Source organism: Nostoc sp. DSM 114161 (genome assembly GCF_052692665.1).
Genome location: NZ_CP195141.1, coordinates 2546803 through 2566630, shown reverse-complemented (window position 1 = coordinate 2566630; position 19828 = coordinate 2546803). Strand labels below are relative to the sequence as shown.

The window sequence follows — 19828 nt, the reverse complement described above, 5'->3', positions numbered from 1 at the left end:
GCAAAAATTTTTGGGAAAATTTGACTTTGACAACATTGTTGTTGTTAATCTAGCGTAAAATGGAGATAGATAAAACAACAACTATGTTGTTTTAGTCTCCATCACTATTCTAGCAGCCGTGTAACCACTCCGTAACGGAAGATGGGAGTCGGCGAAAAATCCTGTCTCCCATCCTTAAAGAGATTGAACTGAACGCGAGAGATTATTACCGATGAGTGCCACTGTCAAAACCTTAGTCAACCAACCTTACAAATACGGCTTTGTCACCGACATTGAGACGGATACTATCCCTCGTGGACTAAACGAGGACGTTATCCGCTTGATTTCGGCGAAGAAAAACGAGCCAGAGTTCATGTTGGATTTTCGCCTCAAGGCTTATCGCCAGTGGCAAAAAATGACAGAACCAACTTGGCCGAACGTCAAGTATCCGCCAATTAATTATCAAGATATTATTTATTACTCAGCACCAAAACGCAAGAAAGAAAAACTCAACAGCTTGGAAGAAGTAGATCCAACGCTGCTGGAAACCTTTGAAAAGCTGGGTATTCCTTTATCCGAACAAAAGCGACTGGCTAACGTAGCTGTAGATGCGATTTTCGATAGCGTTTCTGTTGCCACTACATTTAAAGAAAAGCTAGCTAAAGACGGTGTAATTTTCTGCTCGATTTCCGAAGCGTTGCAGGAACACCCAGAACTCGTAAAAAAATATCTGGGTAGCGTCGTTCCCGTAGCTGACAACTATTTTGCCGCCCTCAACTCTGCGGTATTTAGCGATGGTTCCTTTGTCTACATTCCTAAAGGCGTCAAATGTCCGATGGAACTGTCTACCTACTTCCGCATCAACTCCGGAGACACAGGACAATTTGAGCGGACTTTGATTGTCGCCGAAGAAGGTAGCTACGTTTCCTACCTCGAAGGTTGCACCGCGCCAATGTATGACAGCAACCAGCTGCACGCGGCTGTAGTGGAACTCGTCGCTTTAGACAACGCCGAAATTAAATACTCCACCGTGCAAAACTGGTACGCTGGAGATGCTAACGGTAAAGGCGGTATTTACAACTTTGTCACCAAGCGCGGTTTGTGTCAGGGCGTAAATTCCAAGATTTCCTGGACTCAAGTAGAAACAGGTTCGGCAATTACTTGGAAATATCCTAGCTGCGTGTTGGTGGGTGATAACTCTGTGGGTGAATTCTACTCGGTGGCGCTGACAAACAACATGCAGCAAGCCGACACGGGTACAAAGATGGTTCACGTAGGAAAAAATACCCGCAGTACAATTATTTCTAAGGGAATCTCCGCAGGTCAATCCAGTAACAGTTACCGGGGTTTGGTGAAAATCAACCCGACTGCTAAAGGGGCGAGAAACTATTCTCAGTGCGACTCAATGCTGATTGGGGATAATGCCCACGCCAATACTTTCCCTTATATCCAGGTGCAAAATAATACTGCAAAAGTAGAACATGAAGCTTCTACTTCCAAGATTGGGGAAGACCAGTTATTTTACTTCGCTCAACGGGGTATTTCTTCAGAAGATGCGATTTCGATGATGATTAGCGGCTTCTGTAAGGATGTCTTCAATCAGCTACCAATGGAATTTGCTGTGGAAGCTGATAAGTTGTTGAGTTTGAAGTTAGAAGGCAGTGTTGGATAGATGGAAGCAGGGATGGACACAGATTTGGTGTTCGTCTCTGGAAGAATAAACGAACCGCCAAGACGCCAAGGGCGCAGAGAAGGAGAAGGGAGAGAAGATGATTATTGAAAATAGTGAAGTTGTGCTGTCAGTGAAGGATCTGACGGCTAATGTTGATGGGACACCGATTTTAAAAGGTGTGAACCTGGAGGTGCGATCGGGTGAAATTCATGCGATTATGGGGCCTAATGGTTCTGGTAAGAGTACCTTTTCTAAGGTGTTGGCTGGACACCCGGCGTATGAGGTGACTGGCGGCGAAGTAATTTTCCAAGGACAAAATCTGCTGGAGTTAGAACCAGAGGAACGCGCCAGAAGTGGTGTATTTTTGGCTTTCCAATATCCGTTAGAAATTCCTGGTGTGAGCAATTTGGATTTCTTGCGGGTGGCGTACAATTCCCGGCTGAAAGCACAGGGTTTAGAAGAAATAGACGCGTTTGATTTTGATGATTTAATTGAGGAAAAGCTGGAAGTGGTAAAAATGAATGCCGCTTTCCTCAATCGCAGTTTGAATGAAGGGTTTTCTGGTGGTGAGAAAAAGCGGAATGAAATTCTGCAAATGGCGCTGCTAGAACCGAAGTTAGCTATTTTGGATGAAACTGATTCGGGTTTAGATATTGACGCGCTAAGAATTGTGGCGAATGGCGTAAATCAACTGGCAACTCCAGAAAATTCCACGATTTTAATTACCCACTACCAACGGTTACTCGATTATATAGTGCCAGATTTTGTCCATGTCATGGCCAACGGGCGGATTCTCACCAGTGGCGGTAAAGAGTTGGCACTAGAATTGGAGTCTCGCGGTTATGACTGGGTGCTGGCAGAATTCGCGGCTGAGGTGGGTGTGTAAGTCATGACTATTCAAGTTTCTCCTAGTCCAATTCCTAACTCGGATGCAGTGAGTTTGACAGCGACTCTGTTGGATAAAGATGCGTATTTAATTAGCTTGTTAAATCAAGTTAGCGCATCAAAAACCGAAGGGTGGTTGCAAAGTCTACGTGAAAGCGCCGCTAATGTGGTACGCCACTCTAGTATCCCCAACACCCGCGAAGAAGAATGGCGATTTACTGATTTATCTTCTCTGCGACAAGTGCAATTGAATGTAGAGACGTTACATATAACGTCTCTAGCGGAGATTTTGCCAGAAACGGCTAACAGTCGTTTGGTTTTTGTCAATGGCGTTTACGCGCCGGAGTTATCCGCAGTCAAAGATTTACCACCTGGAGTATTGGTAAGTAATTTGGCTGGTTTATCTGTCACCGAACAGGAACCCGTACAAAAGTATCTAGCTCAAGCTGAAGGAGCACAAGAAGTTTTTACAGCTCTCAACACTGCTGGAATCACTGATGCAGCAGTAGTTTGGGTAAAGAAGAATGTGGTAGTTGAAACGCCAATTCATCTAGTATTTGTTGCGGTTACGGGTGAGAGTGCGACAATTTCACAGCCGCGTTGCTTGGTGGTGGCGGAAGGTGGTTCGCAGGTAACTTTGGTAGAAGAGTATAGGAACCTGACACAAGGGGTTTACTTTACTAATGCGGTAACGGAAATTTGGCTTGGTGAAAATGCCGAAGTGAGTCACACTAGGGTTGAGCGAGAAGGTGGAGAGGCTTTTCATATTGGGAAAACTGCGATCGCTCAGGCTCGTGATAGCCGATATACTTGTCATGCGATAACTTTCGGTGGCAAATTATCGCGGCACAATTTGGAAGTTTTGCAGACTGGCGAACAAACCCAAACTACTCTCAATGGGTTGACGATGATTTCTGGCAAGCAATTGGCGGATACTCACAGTGCAATCGCTCTGAATTATCCTCATGGTACAAGTAAACAATTGCATAAATGTATCGTTGGCGATCGCGCTCATGCAGTATTCAATGGTAAAGTTTTTGTTCCCAAGCCAGCGCAACTGACAGATGCAGCCCAGCTAAATCGGAATTTGCTGCTATCATCAAAAGCCAGAGTCGATACTAAACCGCAATTAGAAATTACTGCGGATAACGTCAAATGCGCTCACGGCGCTACCGTCAGCCAATTGGAGGACGATGAAATCTTCTACCTCCAAAGCCGGGGAATTGATGAAAACGATGCTCGCAAATTGTTAATTAACGCCTTCGCTGCTGAAATTATCAACCAAATACCCGTTCCCTCTCTCAGGGAAATATTACTAAACACAGTCAATAGTCTCAAGTCTCTAACTAATGACTAATGACTAATGACTAATGACTAATAACTAATCTACCAATGACTTTCACCACTACTAAAACCCTTGCCGATAAAGTTCGCGCTGACTTCCCGATTTTGCATCAGGAAGTCAATGAGAAAACCCTAGTTTATCTCGATAATGCCGCAACATCGCAAAAGCCTTTACCTGTATTAAATACCCTACGGGATTATTACGAGCAATATAATGCCAACGTGCATCGCGGTGCCCATACATTGAGTGCGAAGGCTACCGATGCTTATGAAGGTGCACGAGACAAAGTTGCTAAATTTATTAATGCTGCATCGCGCCAAGAAATTGTCTACACCCGCAACGCCAGTGAAGCGATTAATCTAGTCGCTTATAGTTGGGGAATGAATAATTTACAGCCGGGAGATGAGATTATTCTCTCGGTGATGGAACACCACAGTAATATTGTGCCTTGGCAATTAGTGGCACAAAAAACTGGCGCGGTGTTGAAATTTGTTGAATTGACACCAGAACAAACTTTTGATTTGGAACAGTTTAAAAAGCTGATTTCTGAAAAAACAAAACTGGTGTCAGTAGTGCATATTTCTAATGCTTTGGGTTGTATTAATCCAGTGCAAGAAATTGCTAGTATTGCTCACAGATACGGTGCGAAATTCTTAGTCGATGCTTGTCAAAGTGTACCTCATTTTCCCACTGATGTACAAAAAATAGATTGTGATTGGTTGGTTGCTTCCGGTCATAAAATGTGCGCTCCAACTGGCATTGGATTTTTGTATGGCAAGTTGGAATTGTTAAACTCAATGCCGCCATTTTTTGGCGGTGGTGAGATGATTGCAGAGGTGTATTTAGACCATTCCACTTATGCAGAATTGCCGCATAAATTTGAAGCTGGTACGCCTGCAATTGGGGAAGCGATCGCTCTAGGTGCTGCTGTAGATTATCTTAGTAGTATTGGTATGGATAAAATCCACGCCTACGAAGCCGAATTAACAGCTTATTTGTTCCAACAATTAGAGCAAATTCCGCAAATTAGACTTTACGGCCCCAAACCAAATGCTCAAGGAGAAGGTAGAGCCGCCTTAGCTACATTTACCGCCGAAGGAGTCCATGCCAACGACTTATCTACATTATTAGATCAAGAAGGCATTGCCATTCGTTCTGGACATCATTGCACTCAACCATTACACCGCTACTTAGGAATTCCTGCAAGCGCACGGGCTAGTTTATCGTTCTACAATACCCGTGAGGAAATTGATATTTTTATCAAAGCACTAAAGGAAACCCTAGAATTTTTTGCTCAATTCTCTAGTTAAAAGTAGACAATGTTTAGATACTGATTGTGTCAATTATTAAGTAATAATATTTGGCACAATTTTGCTACCTGGATGATTTACAGGAGTATTTAAAATGTCTTACAGTGACTTTACTCTCGATAAAGTTAGAAAAACCTTCGATTTAATCATTTCTGACAAAATTGATATATTTGCATCTACGCCACCAATACAATGCCCACCATTACTTGAAGAAATCTTACAAGAAAATATACCATTAGCTTTAGCAAGTAATACAGAAAAGTCGCGTTCAGAAATGATTATTGCACCCATTTTAATTGCTATAAGGAAATCTTTAAATAATCAAATAAGTTTATTTTCGGGTATCGATTTTACTGTAGATACACCACAGGGATTAAATGGAAATTGCGACTTTATTATTAGCCGTTCGCCAGAACTCTTAATTCTTAACGCACCAGTCGTAACAATTGTAGAAGCTAAAAAAGAAAATATCAATGCAGGATTAGGTCAGTGTGTAGCAGAGATGTTAGCAGCTAAATTGTTTAATGAACGTGAAGGAAATAACATTAAAACAATTTATGGTACTGTCACCACTGGAACCATCTGGAAATTTTTAAAGCTCGTTGGCAAAGTCGTTGAAATTGACTTAGGCGAACATTATATTAGTGACATAGGTAAAATTTTAGGAATTTTATCTAACATCCTGACACAAGAAGTATTTTAATATGCTTGTCGAGTCACTGCCTGCCGAACAAAGAACAGTCCTACACAACATTAGCTGGGAAACCTTTGAAGCCTTGCTGAGAGATACAGGCGAGGATAGAGGTTCTCGGTTTGCTTATGACTGCGGCACTTTAGAAATTATGACACCACTGTTTGAACACGAAAACCCTAAAAGCAATTTTGGTAATTTCATCATTGCTTTAGCTGAAGAATTAGATATTGAAGTCAGAAGTGCTGGGTCAACAACATTGAAACGAAAAATAGCAAAGAAGGGAATAGAACCAGATACTTGTTATTATATCCAGAATGAAGCAGCTATTAGAGGTAAGCAAAAGCTAAATTTAGAAACAGATCCACCACCTGATTTAGCAATCGAGATTGACATCACCAGCAGTTCAGTTAACAAATTTGATATTTATGCAGCACTGGGAGTCAATGAACTTTGGAGATATAACGGACAAGATTTAAAATTTTATCAGTTAGTAGAAGGGCAATATGTTGAGTGTAAGTTTAGTATTGCCTTTCCTATAATTTCAGTGAGTGAGATAAGTAGATTTATTGCTCAGAGTAAAACAAGTGGGGAAATTGCTTTACTGAAATCATTTCGGGCTTGGGTAAGGCAGAAGATAGGATAAATTCTCTACCTTTTACTTGTTTTGTTAAGGTTATAACTACTTATGCTTACGTCGATAGTGAGCTTCTACATAAGTTCCATCTTTGCGTCTATAGCCTCTGACATATTTTTTATTAATCGCTGTATATACCGCTTCGTAAGCAATTTTACTCATATTCAAGATAATTTTTGCACGGTGTTTGTCTAGATGATCTTGCTCAGTAGTTTGAATCTGCTTTTCTGAGAGATGTTGTTCATCATACCAACGCTGCTTTTCTAAACTACGCTGTTCATTTTGACAACATTGCTTTTGTAAACGTTGTTCTTCTAAGCGTCGCCTTTCCTCTTGCCTACGATTGTCTTCTTCTAATTTACCTATATTAATATTTTCTTTTGCTTTTTCAATAATAAAGCTCGGCACTTTTAAAACAGATTCATTGCCTTTTGGAGAAAACATATCAGCCATCCAACTAAACATAGAAGATTTTGATAAAGCTTTTTCAGTTAACCAAATTTTGACAGTTTTATCCCAACTACTACTAGCAAGAACATATCCATCAGCACAAAAGCTAATTGAACTAATACCTGTTGAATGTGCATCAATATTAGTGATAATTTTGCCATTGGCTATATGCCAAATTTTTATTGTTTTGTCATCACAACCACTTGCAATAGTTTTTCCATCAGGATTAAAAGCCACAGACCAAATATTGCCAGAATGACCAGAATATGTACGGATTAATCTGCCAGCTTTTACATCCCATAATTTTATGGTTTTATCATCACTTCCACTGACAATAAGCTGCCCATTAGGACTAAAAGCAATTGTACGCACAGCACCTAAATGTTCAGATAGAGTGATAATTTCTTTTTCCGTCTTCCAAGCCCATAGTTTAATTGTATTATCACAACTACTGCTAGCAAGTATCTTACCGTCAGGACTGAATGCCACTGATTGAATGTAATTTGAATGACCAAACAAAGTGCAAACTTCACTACCAGTTTTTAGACACCAAATTTTTATAGAATGGTCATCACTAGCACTAGCAATAAATTCTCCATACTTATTAATAGCAATATTAGTTACTGATTTAGAATGCCCATTTAAAGTAAAAATATTTTCACCAGTTTTCCATCTCCATATTTTTATAGTTTTATCATCACTCCCACTGATAATTATTTCTCCATCTGGACTAAAAGTGATTGAACGAACTGTATTTAAATGTCCAGATAAAGTAAAATATTCATGACCAGTATTTAAATTCCATACTTTGATATTGTTGTCATCACTACCACTAGCTAAAGTTTGAGTATCAGGGCTAATGGCAACTGAACGAACTCCTCCAAACCAGCCTGAATGTCCTATGAATGTATGTGACAAATACCATTGTTGAGTCATATTTTTATCAATTATTTTAACTCTTTATTTAAAGTATGTATATTTTAAAACACTACTTATTAAATCAACAATGTAGAAATTACTGTATATTAATTTATAAAAAATAGAATTTAACTAGAAGAGAAGTTGTCACTAATTGTCTGATGCAAGCTATGTCATATCAGAAGCCTTACCGAGTAACGAAACACGATCGCCCTCTCACCAAATCAACTCAAAGCATCTGGATCTATCCCCAATCTTCGCAATTCTTCTGCTAATCTTTGAGCGCGTTGTTCGGCAGCACTAGCGCGTTCTTCTGGTGTCAAATATCTGACTTTTTGCGCGTCATACCAATACAACCAATCCCGCGTAATTCCGTGATAAGTTCCGCGTTCGTAGCCAATTGCTAAATTTATTTCTGGTAACCAAACAGGATTTCCAAGTTGCAATACATATTCGCCGTTTACAAAACGGTAAACTTCTAAAGGTGGTTTTCTGCGGCGTTGGGGATTGCAGACAACATAATACAAAATCTCCATTTCAGCATAAAGTTTCTTTTTGCTGGTATATTCTCCACGCCGTCTGTGAGAAACAACTTCTAATGCCATAATTGGCATCACCTTTTCTTCCCACAATACATAACTTAAACGCAAGTTCTCATCAAAAACTCGCTCGACTCCCAAGCTTAAAAATCCATCTGGCACGATTGGAGGTAGTTCGGGATCGTAATAAATTCCCATATCAACGCCAAAAAACCAATCCATGCGGTTTGCCCACAGCCAAGCTAAGATGGCTTCTAGCAAGCCAGGAATCAAGTGTTGTAGTTGATTATCCACAGGTTCATCGTCAGAATCTGGCAGATCCTCGGCGGAGGGTAAGCAGTGCAATGGGTTGTAATTTAACATGGTGGGTGCGTAGGCGTAGCCCGTCGTAGACATCGCAGACTTATAGCTAACTCATAATATTGATAATATCTATCCACCTCTGACTTTTTCTTGCGATAATTCCCAAGGGGACGTAAAGAGAAGGGACGCGGGGATGAGGGAGATGAGGAGATGGGGAGTGTGGAAACAATAACTCTTAACTCCTAACTCTTAACTCCTAACTCTTAACTCAGCACTGAGTACGGTAAAAGAGGTATAGATGACACTCAAGCGGTTAATTTTAGTTTTCATTATGACGCCAATGGCAGTTCTGTTGGCAATTTTGTCTTTATTCGGTAGTTGGCAAGAACCTCAGTTTCAGAGCCGCTTAGAACTGTACCAAACTAATATCGCTCTACAAGCCCAAGCTTGGCAATCGGAAAATAGCAGCGATGACAATCTTCAGGCGGTTCGAGGCGCGATACTTGGCGAGCAACCCCTAGAAAGCGCTACAAAGCAGTATCAAGAAGCGCGTCAATCTGTTCAAACTAATTTGGACAAAGTTAACAACAAACTTGCACGGTTGCGCTCTCAATCTGAAATCGCTCCCACCCCTCCTAAGCCTTTACCGGATGTTTCTCCTACTACTAAAACTTCTCAACTAGGACAGGAGCAACAGTTACAGAAGTCCTTTAAAGAACTACAAAAGCTACTAGCTGAATTAGACTTGCGACTGGGAATTTTACAAGTACAGCAAGGACAGACGGATGCAGCTCTGAAAACTTGGAGCGAATTACAAAAGCGCTCAAATACCAATCCAGAATTTGGACAAACTGCTGCTGTATTGAGTGGGTTGTGGAGTAATCCTCCCCGGCTGCTCCCCGATGCTCAACAACCGATTCAAAAGAATTTAGAAGGTTGGTTTCGCTCTACTGCTTTGGTTCAGCTATATCAACTCCAGCAGCGACAAGAAGCCCTATCGGCAGTTAAAGCTGCACAACAAGAAGCTGCTACTAGTGCAGTGCTGAAACTAGCAATTATTGGTACTATTCCGACTTTGGCGGCATTAATTGGTCTAATACTGCTGATTTTCTTGTTTGCTCAACGTTTACTCAAAGGAAAAACCTCTTTATTAAGTCAAAATGCTGATGTAGCTTGGTCAACGCCTTGGGATGTGGAAACGGTTTTGCAGGTTTTTGTCGTCGGCTTTTTCTTCATGGGACAACTTTTTGTACCCACACTACTATCGCTGCTTCCTATCCCGCGTCCCCTTACTGATGTGCGACTCCAGGCTTTTTCAGTTTTAGTTAGTTACGTACTGGTAGCATCAGGAGCTTTGTTAGTACTGTATTTCTCTATTAAACGCTTTTTTCCACTACCAGAATTCTGGTTTCGCTTTCGTTTTCAAGATAAGTGGTTTTTGTGGGGATTGGGGGGCTATTGCGCTGCTTTACCCATAGTTGTAATAGTATCTTTAATTAATCAACAACTTTGGCAAGGACAAGGTGGTAGCAATCCCCTGTTGCAATTAGCCCTCGAAAGCCAAGATACTGTAGCACTTGGGATGTTTTTCTTTACAGCGGCGATCGCAGCACCATTTTTTGAAGAACTTCTGTTTCGAGGCTTTTTGCTACCCTCTCTCACTCGCTATTTACCCGTTTGGGCATCAATTATTATCAGTAGTTTGTTGTTTGCCATCGCTCACCTGAGCTTATCGGAAATTCTCCCACTCACCGCCTTGGGCATTGTATTGGGCGTAGTCTACACGCGATCGCGCAATCTCCTCGCTCCCATACTCCTCCACAGCCTCTGGAATAGTGGTACATTATTAAGTCTTTTTGTACTTGGTAGTAATTGACACTAGTAAAATACGGTTGCTAAAAATGGAAATATCTGATTTTATCTCCATAGATAGCAACAATTTACTGGTTATAATTGATTGTAAGGATAAATACTCGCTAAAAGCCAAACAAAGGCAAAAGCAAATTAAATAATGCTCTAGACATAGACAACAAACTATCGAGCTAAGCATTTATTCTCATAGGGGTAATTTTAGCCATTTTCGAGATTTTAATTGGCCTACACAGTTATTTGTGTCTGTAATTAATTGGATTGCAAATCTTGTTTGCACTTGTGCAAGTAGTGATTGATAACTAAACAGGAGTTACAATCTTGCATTTGTACTAGCCACACAACCAATACTTGTGATTGTTGCGATCGTAAAAAAATCCGGAAATAATACTGATGGATTTGTAAAAAGTGGTGTGCATAGCAGTTATTTCTGATAATTAGGGTTAATTCCCATCAAGAATAAATGTCTTGCCAGAAAATCTGCACGCTGCACCAGGGTTTGTAATCAAATCCACCAAAAGCCATCAAAGAACTACAATTTTTCAGACATTTGATGTCCAATCTTACTAACGTCTTTTCTAGACTAGAAGCACGATGATTGTGATGTCGATGCTGGCGCTTATTCATACTCAAAAACTTAAAAATATATTTGTTTAGCAAATATATTTACTTACTTTTATTCCAATAAAGGCTTTATTTTTATACTTCACTAATTAAGGAGCAGCACTCATATGGCAAATCTCAATCCCAGTCATCCTACCAAACAACTTCTAGCTGGTTACTGTGGCATTATCTTGGGAGGGTTTGGCGTTCATAAGTTTATTCTCGGATATGCCGCAGAAGGTTTTATCATGTTGGTGATTTCCGTGGTTGGCGGTTCTTTCACCTACGGCGTTGCTTTATTGATTATGCAACTTGTAGGTTTAATTGAAGGCATGATTTACTTGAATAAGTCCCCTGAAGAATTTGTAAACACCTACTTTGTAAATAAACAAGGTTGGTTCTAAAAAGTTATTTTTCACACTGGGGTTACCGTGTGAAGTTATATAAACGTCGCGCATTTAAGGCAGCAAATATTTCTGTGTTAACTGTTGATGGTTAACTGCTAACCGTCAACAGTAGACTTCTTGCAGAAGTCGGGAAAAGGGGAAAGGTTTGGTATTTTCCCTTTCTCCAATAAAGATGAGTCCCTTCGATCGCAAGAGTGCAAAAACAAAGCAATTGATTGCAAGAGGTCTAGTCAATAGCTTGAGGGTTAAAATTTGACAATTTATTACTGTGATAGATATGCAGATGCCAAGTAAGAATAACTACATTAGAATCTAGGATGTCATTTACAGTTGAGGAGTATCCCTCATAGTGTCTAATATTAACCCAGGTGATGCTAGTAGCAAAAAAATTGCAGCTGGCATCTGCGCTATCTTGCTAGGAGCCTTAGGCGTTCACAAGTTTATTCTTGGTTACAGTACTGAAGGCGTGATTATGCTGCTTGCTACCTTACTTACATGTGGTATTGGTGGGGCAGTAATGGGGATCGTTGGTTTAGTTGAGGGTATCATTTACTTAACCAAGACTGATGACGAATTTCTGAATACTTACATGATTCAGAAGAAAGGCTGGTTTTGATCCCCTGCCTCTAAAATTTTGTTTGCCGTATTAATTTAATGTGCATTGGTGTTTGAATTATCTCCTTATCCTTTGTCATGCCACGGTAAATTATTTCGCTGGGGTTTACTAGGGTTTTCCTGTACACCCCTACTTGGTACTTATTTTTATCACCAAGGTTATAGAGTAAGATTGTTAGTTTGCCCAATACGGCATTTGACTGGAATTCCATGTCCAACTTGTGGCATGACTCGCTCCTTTATGGCTATTGCTCAAGGAAATTTGGCTCAAGCGGTAGCAGAAAATTTATTCGGCCCAATTTTATTTGTTAGTTTTGGGATTGTGGCAGTTCATATTACTGTAGAACTACTCACAAAACGCCGAATCATAGCATTTTATTGTCATCTATTAAAACAAAGAAAGTTACAAATTATCGGGCTATTTATAGTTTTGACTTACTATATTATCCGCTTGTATAAGCTATCACAGACTGGAGAAATGTATTTTTCTTTTATTAACTCACCTTTGGGCAAACTTATTTTTTGAATAACTAGTAATTTAAGGTATTGCATATTTTGTCAAGCATCTTGAGATATAACTAAATATTTTTGCTAAAAAAGTTCTGAATTTTATTACTATGCCAGCTATCAAACGTAAACATCTAATCTGGATCTTTCTCTTGTTCTTGGGCTTTGGCTATTTCAGCGCCATGTCTAATTTGGAAATTCACAATTTTTGGAAAAGCCTGATTGTCCTCATGCCAATGCAGGTTGCAGCGATCGTTTATGTGACTTATTTACGCTGGAGGCGCGATCGCCCTCAGCGCGGTACGATAAATTAATAAATTTAATATGGTTGACATTAAGTCGTAGTTCCATATTTCGCCTACGCTCGAATTAGAGACGCTTTTAGTCAAGCGTTGAATTTTCGTAGCGAATTTAAAAACTTGCCATGCAACTTGTTCCCAAAACTAAGGTAGACCGAGAATTTGCCCCAATTTTAGACAAAATTATTCTAGATGTTGGAGGTATGAAGTGTGCCGGGTGTGTGAAGGCAGTAGAACGACAGCTAACCCAGCATCCGGGAGTCAAAAGTGCCTGTGTGAACCTAGCGACAGAGGTAGCAGTTGTAGAGTCAGAAGCAGGTACGGTAGATGCAGATGCACTGGCAAAGCAATTAACTACCGTTGGATTCCCGACTCAACCTCGAAAAGCTAGCGGTACAGTAGCAGGCGAGATATCTAACTTACCAGACCCAGCAGAACGACAACGCCAACAAATGCACTCTTCACTCAGACAGTTGCTGATTGCTGCGCTGTTGCTGGTGTTGTCGGCAAGTGGACATTTTGGTAATATTGGCAGTTCAGTATTGCCAGTATTGAATAACATCTGGTTCCACTGTGGATTGGCAACCATCGCCATACTAATTCCCGGCCGCGCGATCTTAGTAGATGGTTGGCTGGGGTGGCGGCGAAACGCACCTAACATGAATACCCTGGTGGGATTGGGAACCCTAACAGCCTACATTGCAAGTTTAGTAGCGCTGCTTTTTCCCCAAATGGGTTGGGAATGCTTTTTTGACGAACCAGTAATGATGCTGGGCTTTATTTTATTAGGAAGGACATTAGAGCAACATGCTAGGGGTCGCGCCGCCGCAGCATTTAGGCAATTGCTGGCACTCCAGCCACTCTTAGCGCGGTTAATTCCCAATCCAGAAAAAACAGGAATTGGGTCTTCTAGTGTAGAGATTCCCGCCGAACAGGTGCGGATTGGGGAATGGTTACAGGTGCTGCCTGGTGATAAAATCCCCGTTGATGGCGAAGTAGTAGCGGGTCAAACAACAGTGGATGAGTCCATGTTGACCGGGGAAGCAGTACCAGTGAGCAAGCAGGCGGGAGATCTAGTAACCGCCGGGACACTAAATCAGTCAGGAGCGATCGCCATTCAAGCAACACGTGTAGGCAGCGATACAACTTTAGCTCAAATTGTTGCCCTAGTAGAAGCCGCCCAAACCCGCAAAGCCCCAGTACAAAAATTAGCAGATACAGTCGCAGGTTACTTTACCTACGGTGTATTGACAGCATCTGTATTGACATTTATCTTTTGGTACTTTTTTGGCACTCACATCTGGCCTGATGTCACCATGTCTGGCAGCATGGAAATGGCTCACCATTCAGCAATGAGTACAGACGCGATGAATCGCGTCTCTAGCCACTCCCCGCTATTAATTAGCTTAAAATTAGCGATCGCCGTCATGGTAGTCGCCTGTCCCTGTGCTTTAGGACTCGCCACACCAACAGCCATTCTTGTCGGTACTGGTATGGGGGCAGAACGAGGTCTGCTAATCAAAGGCGGCGATGTTTTAGAGAAAGTCCACAAGCTAAAGACCGTAGTTTTTGATAAAACCGGCACATTAACCACGGGTAAACCCGTCGTCACAGATTGTTTGTTAATTGAGGGACTGGGGACTGAGAGTTCCCAATCTCTAATACAACTAGCCGCAGCCGTAGAAAGCGGTACTCATCATCCCCTAGCAAAAGCGATTCAGCAAGAAGCACAGCGGCAGGAGTTATCGATTCCAGAGGCTGTAGACTTTCACACGGAACCAGGACTAGGGGTATCAGCAGTAGTAGAGGGTACAGTTGTGCTGTTGGGTAATTCCGACTGGTTGAGTTGGCATGGAATTGCTACGAACGCCACTGCAAAACAGGTGGCAGAGGATTGGGCAACAGCTGGTAAAACAGTGGTTTTCGTGGCAGTTGGGGGAACTTTAGCCGGACTGATTGCTGTTAGCGATCGCCTCAGACCAGATGCCAAAACCACGGTTGACAAATTACGTCACATGGGATTAAGAGTAATGCTGCTCAGTGGCGATCGGCCAGAAGCAGCCAACGCCATAGCCCAACAATTAGGATTAGATAGCGCTGATGTCATCGCAGGTGTCCCCCCGGCTAAAAAAGCCGCTGCGATACAAGCCCTCCAGCAAGAGGGACTAGGGACTGGAAAGCAGGGGAGCAGAGGGGCGGAGGGGCAGAGGGGCAGAGGGGCAGATGGGCAGAGGGGAAAGAACTTGTACAACAACTCTCCCGTGCTCCCCTGCTCCCCTGCTCCCCTGCCTCTTTCCATGCCCAATGCCCAATCCTTTGTCGCAATGGTCGGCGATGGCATCAACGATGCTCCAGCTTTATCCCAAGCCGATGTCGGAATTGCTTTATACTCTGGGACAGATGTGGCGATGGAAACTGCTGAAATTGTGCTGATGCGCGATCGCCTAAACGATGTTGTCGAATCTATTCAACTTAGCCGCGCCACCTTCAACAAAATTCGCCAGAATCTATTCTGGGCTTTTGCATATAATACAGTTGGTATTCCTTTAGCAGCAGGTGTTTTACTCCCCAGTTTCGGTTTTGTTCTTAACCCATCGGGTGCTGCCGCTTTAATGGCTTTTAGCTCTGTTAGCGTCGTTACAAACTCAATATTATTAAGGCGCTTGGCTCATCATCCGTAAAAAGGCATGGGGCATTAGGCATTAGTTATTCACAAATGACTAATGACTAATGACCAATGACTAATGACTAATAACGAGTAGAACGGCCATGTTCTACTCTTTCAAGGTATTATGCAGTTTTAAAGCTGATTTAAATCGTCACCACAAACTACGGTGCGTGAGAATGGTAGGATACGATACTAAACAAATCTTGATTAATCAAAGTTCCACCGATTTTAGCAACGATTTGTCAATGGCAGCAGAAATCAATGAAAACCATCTACTAATTATTGAAGACGATCAAGGTCGCAAGGAATTTTCTTTAGAGCAGCCCGTCTATTCTATTGGTAGAGACCGCGAATGTAATATCCGTTTGATGTCGCAGTTTGTCTCCCGCCGTCATGCCACATTAGTGAGGTTTCCACGAGAGCATAATAGTCATAGCTACTATTACCGAATAGTAGATGGCGATGCTAAAGGAAAGCCTAGTTCCAATGGTTTGATGATTAATGGACGCAAAATGCCAGCCCACGATCTAAAAAATGAAGACGAGATCGTTTTTGGCCCTCAAGTGCGTGCAATTTATTACCTTTTAAGAAATACTCAGCGTTTGGGGCAAACGGACTCAAGCGAGTACGACATTACATTAATAAACCCCGGTATGACCGAGGATTTAGAGGATTTAGGAGACTGAATTACAAACACTCTTAGCGGAGAGCCAACCAATAAAAGTTTGGGAATCCCACAGCCTAAAGCTGTGGGAAATTAATAATTAGCATCAAAGTTATCCAGCAAGAATTTCAATCAAATGCCAATGACGGCTACTTTCGATCGCCTGCTTGATGAATTCAAACGTTTGTCGGCAGTAATTATCCACTTGCAGTGGCAATTCTTCATTTTTAATCACAATACTCATCCGGGTTTCTGTTTCAGTACTTTTTGATTTGTCAATCAGTACTTCCACTGTGACTAATTTAGAAAAAGGAACATTACCAGGAAACTCACGAGCGATAATATAATCGCTTGTCTGGTACTGAACATCCAACTGACAGTCCTGTAGAAGTTCTACAAGTAACGGCTGGAGATGGTCACTAGGAACAGAAACAAGAAATGAACAGGTATAGCGACCCATAATAGCCCCACCCCTTGCAACACTCCGTCCATCTTATAATACCGAAGCATGTGACCGAAGGGGATAAGGGGACAAGGGGACAAGGAAGAGAAAGTTGCAGTAAGCCTTTCGCCTTGTGTCTTCCTATCCTCTTCACTTTTGTCCCTTTGTCCTTTTGTTTTGAGGGTTTGGCAGGCGATAAATTCTTTGGATAATAAAAATAAAAATTTATACCGACATTGGTTGCAAGGAGTCGTCTGGGACAGAGACTATGACTTTGCTGCCTTGTAACCTAAGCTTAAAATTTGATAAAAAACTTTAAAATGAGGCTTTGGCAGAGGTAAAAAATGAAAGTAGCAGTTACTGGAGCAACAGGATTTGTTGGTAGTCGTTTGATACAACGACTCCACCGGGAAGGACACACAATACTAGTGTTAACTCGGAACACTACTTTTGCTCAAAAAGTTTTTCCATCTGGGGCTTTTCCTAATCTGGAAATTGTTGCTTATACGCCGACTCAATCGGGTTCTTGGCAAAGTGCGATCGCCCTTTGTGATGCCGTAGTTAATTTGGCAGGAGAACCCATTGGTGAAGGACGCTGGACACCAGAACGCAAGCAAGAAATCCTCAATAGTCGGAAGTTAGGCACACAAAAAATCGTGGAAGCGATAGTCAGTGCTAATCCTAAACCAACTGTATTAGTGAATGCTTCGGCTATTGGTTTCTACGGCACCAGCGAAACGGCTACCTTTGATGAAACAAGTTTATCTGGTAACGATTTTCTTGCCGAAGTCTGCCAAGCCTGGGAAGCAGAAGCTACAAAAGTAAAAGATACTGGCGTGCGCTTAGTAATTCTGCGTTTCGGGATTGTTTTAGGCAATGGCGGTGCTTTAGCTAAAATGATTCCGCCATTTAAGCTTTTTGCTGGCGGCCCCATTGGTACTGGCCGCCAGTGGTTCTCTTGGATTCACGTAGACGACTTAGTTAACCTGATTCTGCAAGCTTTAACCAAACCAGAAATTGAAGGGGTGTATAATGCCACAGCCCCTAATCCAGTGCGGATGGCAGACTTAAGCCATTCTTTAGGAGAAGTGATGCATCGTCCTTCTTGGTTACCCGTTCCTAGTTTTGCAATGGAAGCCCTTTTAGGAGACGGGGCAATAGTAGTTTTAGAAGGTCAAAAAGTTTTACCCAAGCGCACCGTAGAAACTGGCTTTGAGTACCGTTATCCTAATTTACAATCAGCACTAAAAGAAATTCTTAAATAGGGATTGGGGACTGGGGAATGGGGAGATGGGGAGATGGGGAAGTGTGGGGAGTGTAGGGGAAAAGAGAATGTATGCTTCCTCTTCCTCCCAGACCTCCCACACGCCCAATGCCCAATCCCCAATGCCCAATCCCTGACTATTGACTAGAAGAGAAAAATTTTTTGGAAACCCAATTGATAATACCGCTGAGAATGGCACCGCCCATTAGGATACCAATTGCCGGGTTAAATAAGGGTTGCCACAATTGATGCCATAAATCTAAGCCGAGGTTGACTCCCGCAGCATCACCGATCGCCGCGATCGCCAACCAACCAAAGCCAAACAAAACTAAAAACACATCCGCTACTAAAACCAGATTGAGCCAATTTAACAACTTATCTTTCATGATTGGGATGGGGACTGGAGAATGGGGATTAGGGACTGGGTACTGGGGACTGAGGCTGCCACGAAGTGGGGATTAAAGGCATAAAGATTCGGAATTGGGAGTCTTCGAGGGTGGGGAGGTAGGGTGAAATTCCCTCTCCACGTCTCCATTTCCCCACCTCCCCACCTCCCCATTTCCCCAGCCCCCATTCCCTACTCTTCAAACAGCCATTTTTTGACTTTTATCAAATTTTGCCAATCTGGTTTCCTGGTTAAACCATCTTCAATACTATTTTTTATTTCATCGGCCCATTCTTGGTTGACAAAAATCAACTGTTGTGCAAAGTCGATGTGTTCCCGCAAACCTTTTTGACCTGTTTCCAGCATTGCTAGGGCAAGATTAATTCTCCCCTGTGGATCTTGTGGATTTAACTTGACTGCTTTATTTGCAGCTTTGTAGGCCAAGGTAGGTTTGTTATTGAGTAGATATAACCACGCCAAACAAATCCAAGCTGAACTAGTTCTGGGAGCGCGATCGCACACTTCTTTAAACACAGGAATTAAAGATTCTACTGGTTCTCCAGCTTTATAACGTTCTAAACCTGTGTCAAACAGGGATTCAACTGTTTGAGTCATACTAAATTAGTCAATAGTCATTAGTTATTGGTCATTAGTCATCCGTCATTGGTCATTGGTCATTGTTAACCAACAAAGGACAAATGACAAAGCGCAAAGTCTGAGCGCCGGCTTCCGGCGATCGGAACTTTGTAAGAGAGGACAACTAACAAATGACAATATTACACCCCAAAGGACTTACCGCAACCGCAAGTTTGGCTAGCGTTGGGGTTAGTAAATTGGAAACCACCACCAATCATTGCATCGCTGTAATCAAGCATTAAGCCGTAGAGATATAATAGGCTCTTGCGATCGCAAACAATTTGGAAGCCGTCATAATCGAAAACTTCATCCTGAGGGCCGATCTTACTGGCGTCTTCAAAGTCCATCATGTAAGACATCCCAGAGCAACCACCCTGACGTACTCCTACCCGCAAGCATAAGTCTTTGCCTTGTCTTTCTTGGAGTAATTTTACTTGGCGCAGTGCGGCTTCGCTCAACAGAATTCCGCGTTGTTGTGGCACAGTTGCTTGTGTCATCTGGTTTTTCAACTCCTTAATTATTCCAAGCGTTACCCTGTGTAGGCTTGTTATTGCCTCTGGATTGCCCTTGGTGTTTTTGTATCCATTCTAGCGGCATAGATGTCGCTAAGTGCCAAATTGTAAACACTCGGTCAAAAGCGGCCAAAGATTTTTATTCTAGAATTGAGAGACTCACTGTATTTTATCGATTTCTATTTTTGGAGTTCAAGCCTTTTGGCAGCCACAGATGCAACCACTCTT

At 42.1% G+C, this 19828-nt stretch carries 21 protein-coding genes; 14 read left to right on the top strand and 7 right to left on the bottom strand.

The window, feature by feature from the left end:
• Positions 1–211: 211 nt before the first annotated feature.
• The 6 genes from sufB (at position 212) to NSTC745_RS11100 (ending at position 6528) form a co-directional block, all read left to right on the top strand.
• Positions 212–1651, top strand: a complete 1440-nt coding sequence (gene sufB / locus NSTC745_RS11125) for a Fe-S cluster assembly protein SufB (protein WP_445637184.1) — start codon at positions 212–214, stop codon at positions 1649–1651.
• A gap of 97 nt (positions 1652–1748) precedes the next feature.
• Positions 1749–2537, top strand: a complete 789-nt coding sequence (gene sufC, locus NSTC745_RS11120) for a Fe-S cluster assembly ATPase SufC (protein ID WP_445637183.1) — start codon at positions 1749–1751, stop codon at positions 2535–2537.
• Positions 2538–2540: 3 nt separating this feature from the next.
• Positions 2541–3893, top strand: coding sequence for a Fe-S cluster assembly protein SufD (sufD, locus tag NSTC745_RS11115; RefSeq protein WP_445637182.1), 1353 nt, complete (start codon positions 2541–2543; stop codon positions 3891–3893).
• A 35-nt stretch (positions 3894–3928) separates the two neighbouring features.
• Positions 3929–5191 carry a cysteine desulfurase gene (locus NSTC745_RS11110; protein WP_445637181.1) on the top strand — a complete coding sequence of 421 codons (1263 nt, stop codon included), beginning with the start codon at positions 3929–3931 and terminating at the stop codon, positions 5189–5191.
• 94 nt (positions 5192–5285) lie between these two features.
• Positions 5286–5894, top strand: coding sequence for a hypothetical protein (locus NSTC745_RS11105; protein WP_445637180.1), 609 nt, complete (start codon positions 5286–5288; stop codon positions 5892–5894).
• Position 5895: 1 nt separating this feature from the next.
• The gene (locus NSTC745_RS11100; RefSeq protein ID WP_445637179.1) at positions 5896–6528 is read left to right on the top strand and encodes a Uma2 family endonuclease; all 633 of its coding nucleotides are present in this window, start codon (positions 5896–5898) and stop codon (positions 6526–6528) included.
• 36 nt (positions 6529–6564) lie between these two features.
• Here NSTC745_RS11100 and NSTC745_RS11095 read toward each other — a convergent pair whose 3' ends face one another.
• Positions 6565–7905, bottom strand: coding sequence for a WD40 repeat domain-containing protein (locus tag NSTC745_RS11095; RefSeq protein WP_445637178.1), 1341 nt, complete (start codon positions 7903–7905; stop codon positions 6565–6567).
• Positions 7906–8111: 206 nt separating this feature from the next.
• Entirely contained in the window at positions 8112–8789 is a 678-nt protein-coding gene (locus NSTC745_RS11090) for a Uma2 family endonuclease (protein WP_445638578.1), read from the bottom strand.
• 238 nt (positions 8790–9027) lie between these two features.
• Between NSTC745_RS11090 and NSTC745_RS11085 the strand changes: the two genes are divergently transcribed.
• Positions 9028–10605: a CPBP family glutamic-type intramembrane protease gene (locus NSTC745_RS11085; RefSeq protein ID WP_445637177.1), complete on the top strand. Its 1578-nt coding sequence runs from the start codon at positions 9028–9030 to the stop codon at positions 10603–10605.
• 446 nt (positions 10606–11051) lie between these two features.
• Here NSTC745_RS11085 and NSTC745_RS11080 read toward each other — a convergent pair whose 3' ends face one another.
• Positions 11052–11225, bottom strand: coding sequence for a hypothetical protein (locus NSTC745_RS11080; RefSeq protein WP_445637176.1), 174 nt, complete (start codon positions 11223–11225; stop codon positions 11052–11054).
• Positions 11226–11329: 104 nt separating this feature from the next.
• Here NSTC745_RS11080 and NSTC745_RS11075 point away from each other — a divergent pair, with 104 nt between their 5' ends.
• The 6 genes from NSTC745_RS11075 to NSTC745_RS11050 all read left to right on the top strand — a co-directional run bounded on the left by NSTC745_RS11075 (position 11330) and on the right by NSTC745_RS11050 (position 16383).
• Complete coding sequence (locus tag NSTC745_RS11075; protein WP_445637175.1) at positions 11330–11605, top strand: TM2 domain-containing protein; 276 nt, start codon at positions 11330–11332, stop codon at positions 11603–11605.
• A 352-nt stretch (positions 11606–11957) separates the two neighbouring features.
• Complete coding sequence (locus NSTC745_RS11070; RefSeq protein ID WP_096534454.1) at positions 11958–12224, top strand: TM2 domain-containing protein; 267 nt, start codon at positions 11958–11960, stop codon at positions 12222–12224.
• 171 nt (positions 12225–12395) lie between these two features.
• Complete coding sequence (locus NSTC745_RS11065; RefSeq protein ID WP_445638577.1) at positions 12396–12749, top strand: DUF2752 domain-containing protein; 354 nt, start codon at positions 12396–12398, stop codon at positions 12747–12749.
• Positions 12750–12840: 91 nt separating this feature from the next.
• Positions 12841–13044, top strand: coding sequence for a hypothetical protein (locus tag NSTC745_RS11060; protein ID WP_445637174.1), 204 nt, complete (start codon positions 12841–12843; stop codon positions 13042–13044).
• 110 nt (positions 13045–13154) lie between these two features.
• A complete protein-coding gene (locus NSTC745_RS11055; protein ID WP_445637173.1) occupies positions 13155–15710 on the top strand; it encodes a heavy metal translocating P-type ATPase in 2556 nt (851 codons plus the stop codon).
• A gap of 163 nt (positions 15711–15873) precedes the next feature.
• Positions 15874–16383 (top strand): FHA domain-containing protein, encoded by a 510-nt coding sequence (locus NSTC745_RS11050; protein ID WP_445638576.1) that lies wholly within the window; start codon positions 15874–15876, stop codon positions 16381–16383.
• A gap of 90 nt (positions 16384–16473) precedes the next feature.
• On the opposite strand, the gene NSTC745_RS11045 is transcribed toward NSTC745_RS11050, so the two are convergent.
• Entirely contained in the window at positions 16474–16821 is a 348-nt protein-coding gene (locus NSTC745_RS11045) for a hypothetical protein (RefSeq protein WP_096534450.1), read from the bottom strand.
• A gap of 326 nt (positions 16822–17147) precedes the next feature.
• On the opposite strand from NSTC745_RS11045, the gene thyD reads away from it, so the two are divergent.
• The gene (gene thyD, locus NSTC745_RS11040; RefSeq protein ID WP_445637172.1) at positions 17148–18068 is read left to right on the top strand and encodes a thylakoid membrane protein ThyD; all 921 of its coding nucleotides are present in this window, start codon (positions 17148–17150) and stop codon (positions 18066–18068) included.
• A gap of 136 nt (positions 18069–18204) precedes the next feature.
• On the opposite strand, the gene NSTC745_RS11035 is transcribed toward thyD, so the two are convergent.
• The 3 genes from NSTC745_RS11035 to NSTC745_RS11025 all read right to left on the bottom strand — a co-directional run bounded on the left by NSTC745_RS11035 (position 18205) and on the right by NSTC745_RS11025 (position 19585).
• A complete protein-coding gene (locus NSTC745_RS11035; RefSeq protein WP_445637171.1) occupies positions 18205–18453 on the bottom strand; it encodes a hypothetical protein in 249 nt (82 codons plus the stop codon).
• A gap of 191 nt (positions 18454–18644) precedes the next feature.
• Positions 18645–19067 (bottom strand): tetratricopeptide repeat protein, encoded by a 423-nt coding sequence (locus NSTC745_RS11030; RefSeq protein ID WP_445637170.1) that lies wholly within the window; start codon positions 19065–19067, stop codon positions 18645–18647.
• 161 nt (positions 19068–19228) lie between these two features.
• Complete coding sequence (locus NSTC745_RS11025) at positions 19229–19585, bottom strand: iron-sulfur cluster assembly accessory protein (RefSeq protein ID WP_096534445.1); 357 nt, start codon at positions 19583–19585, stop codon at positions 19229–19231.
• Between the last annotated feature and the right edge of the window lie 243 nt (positions 19586–19828).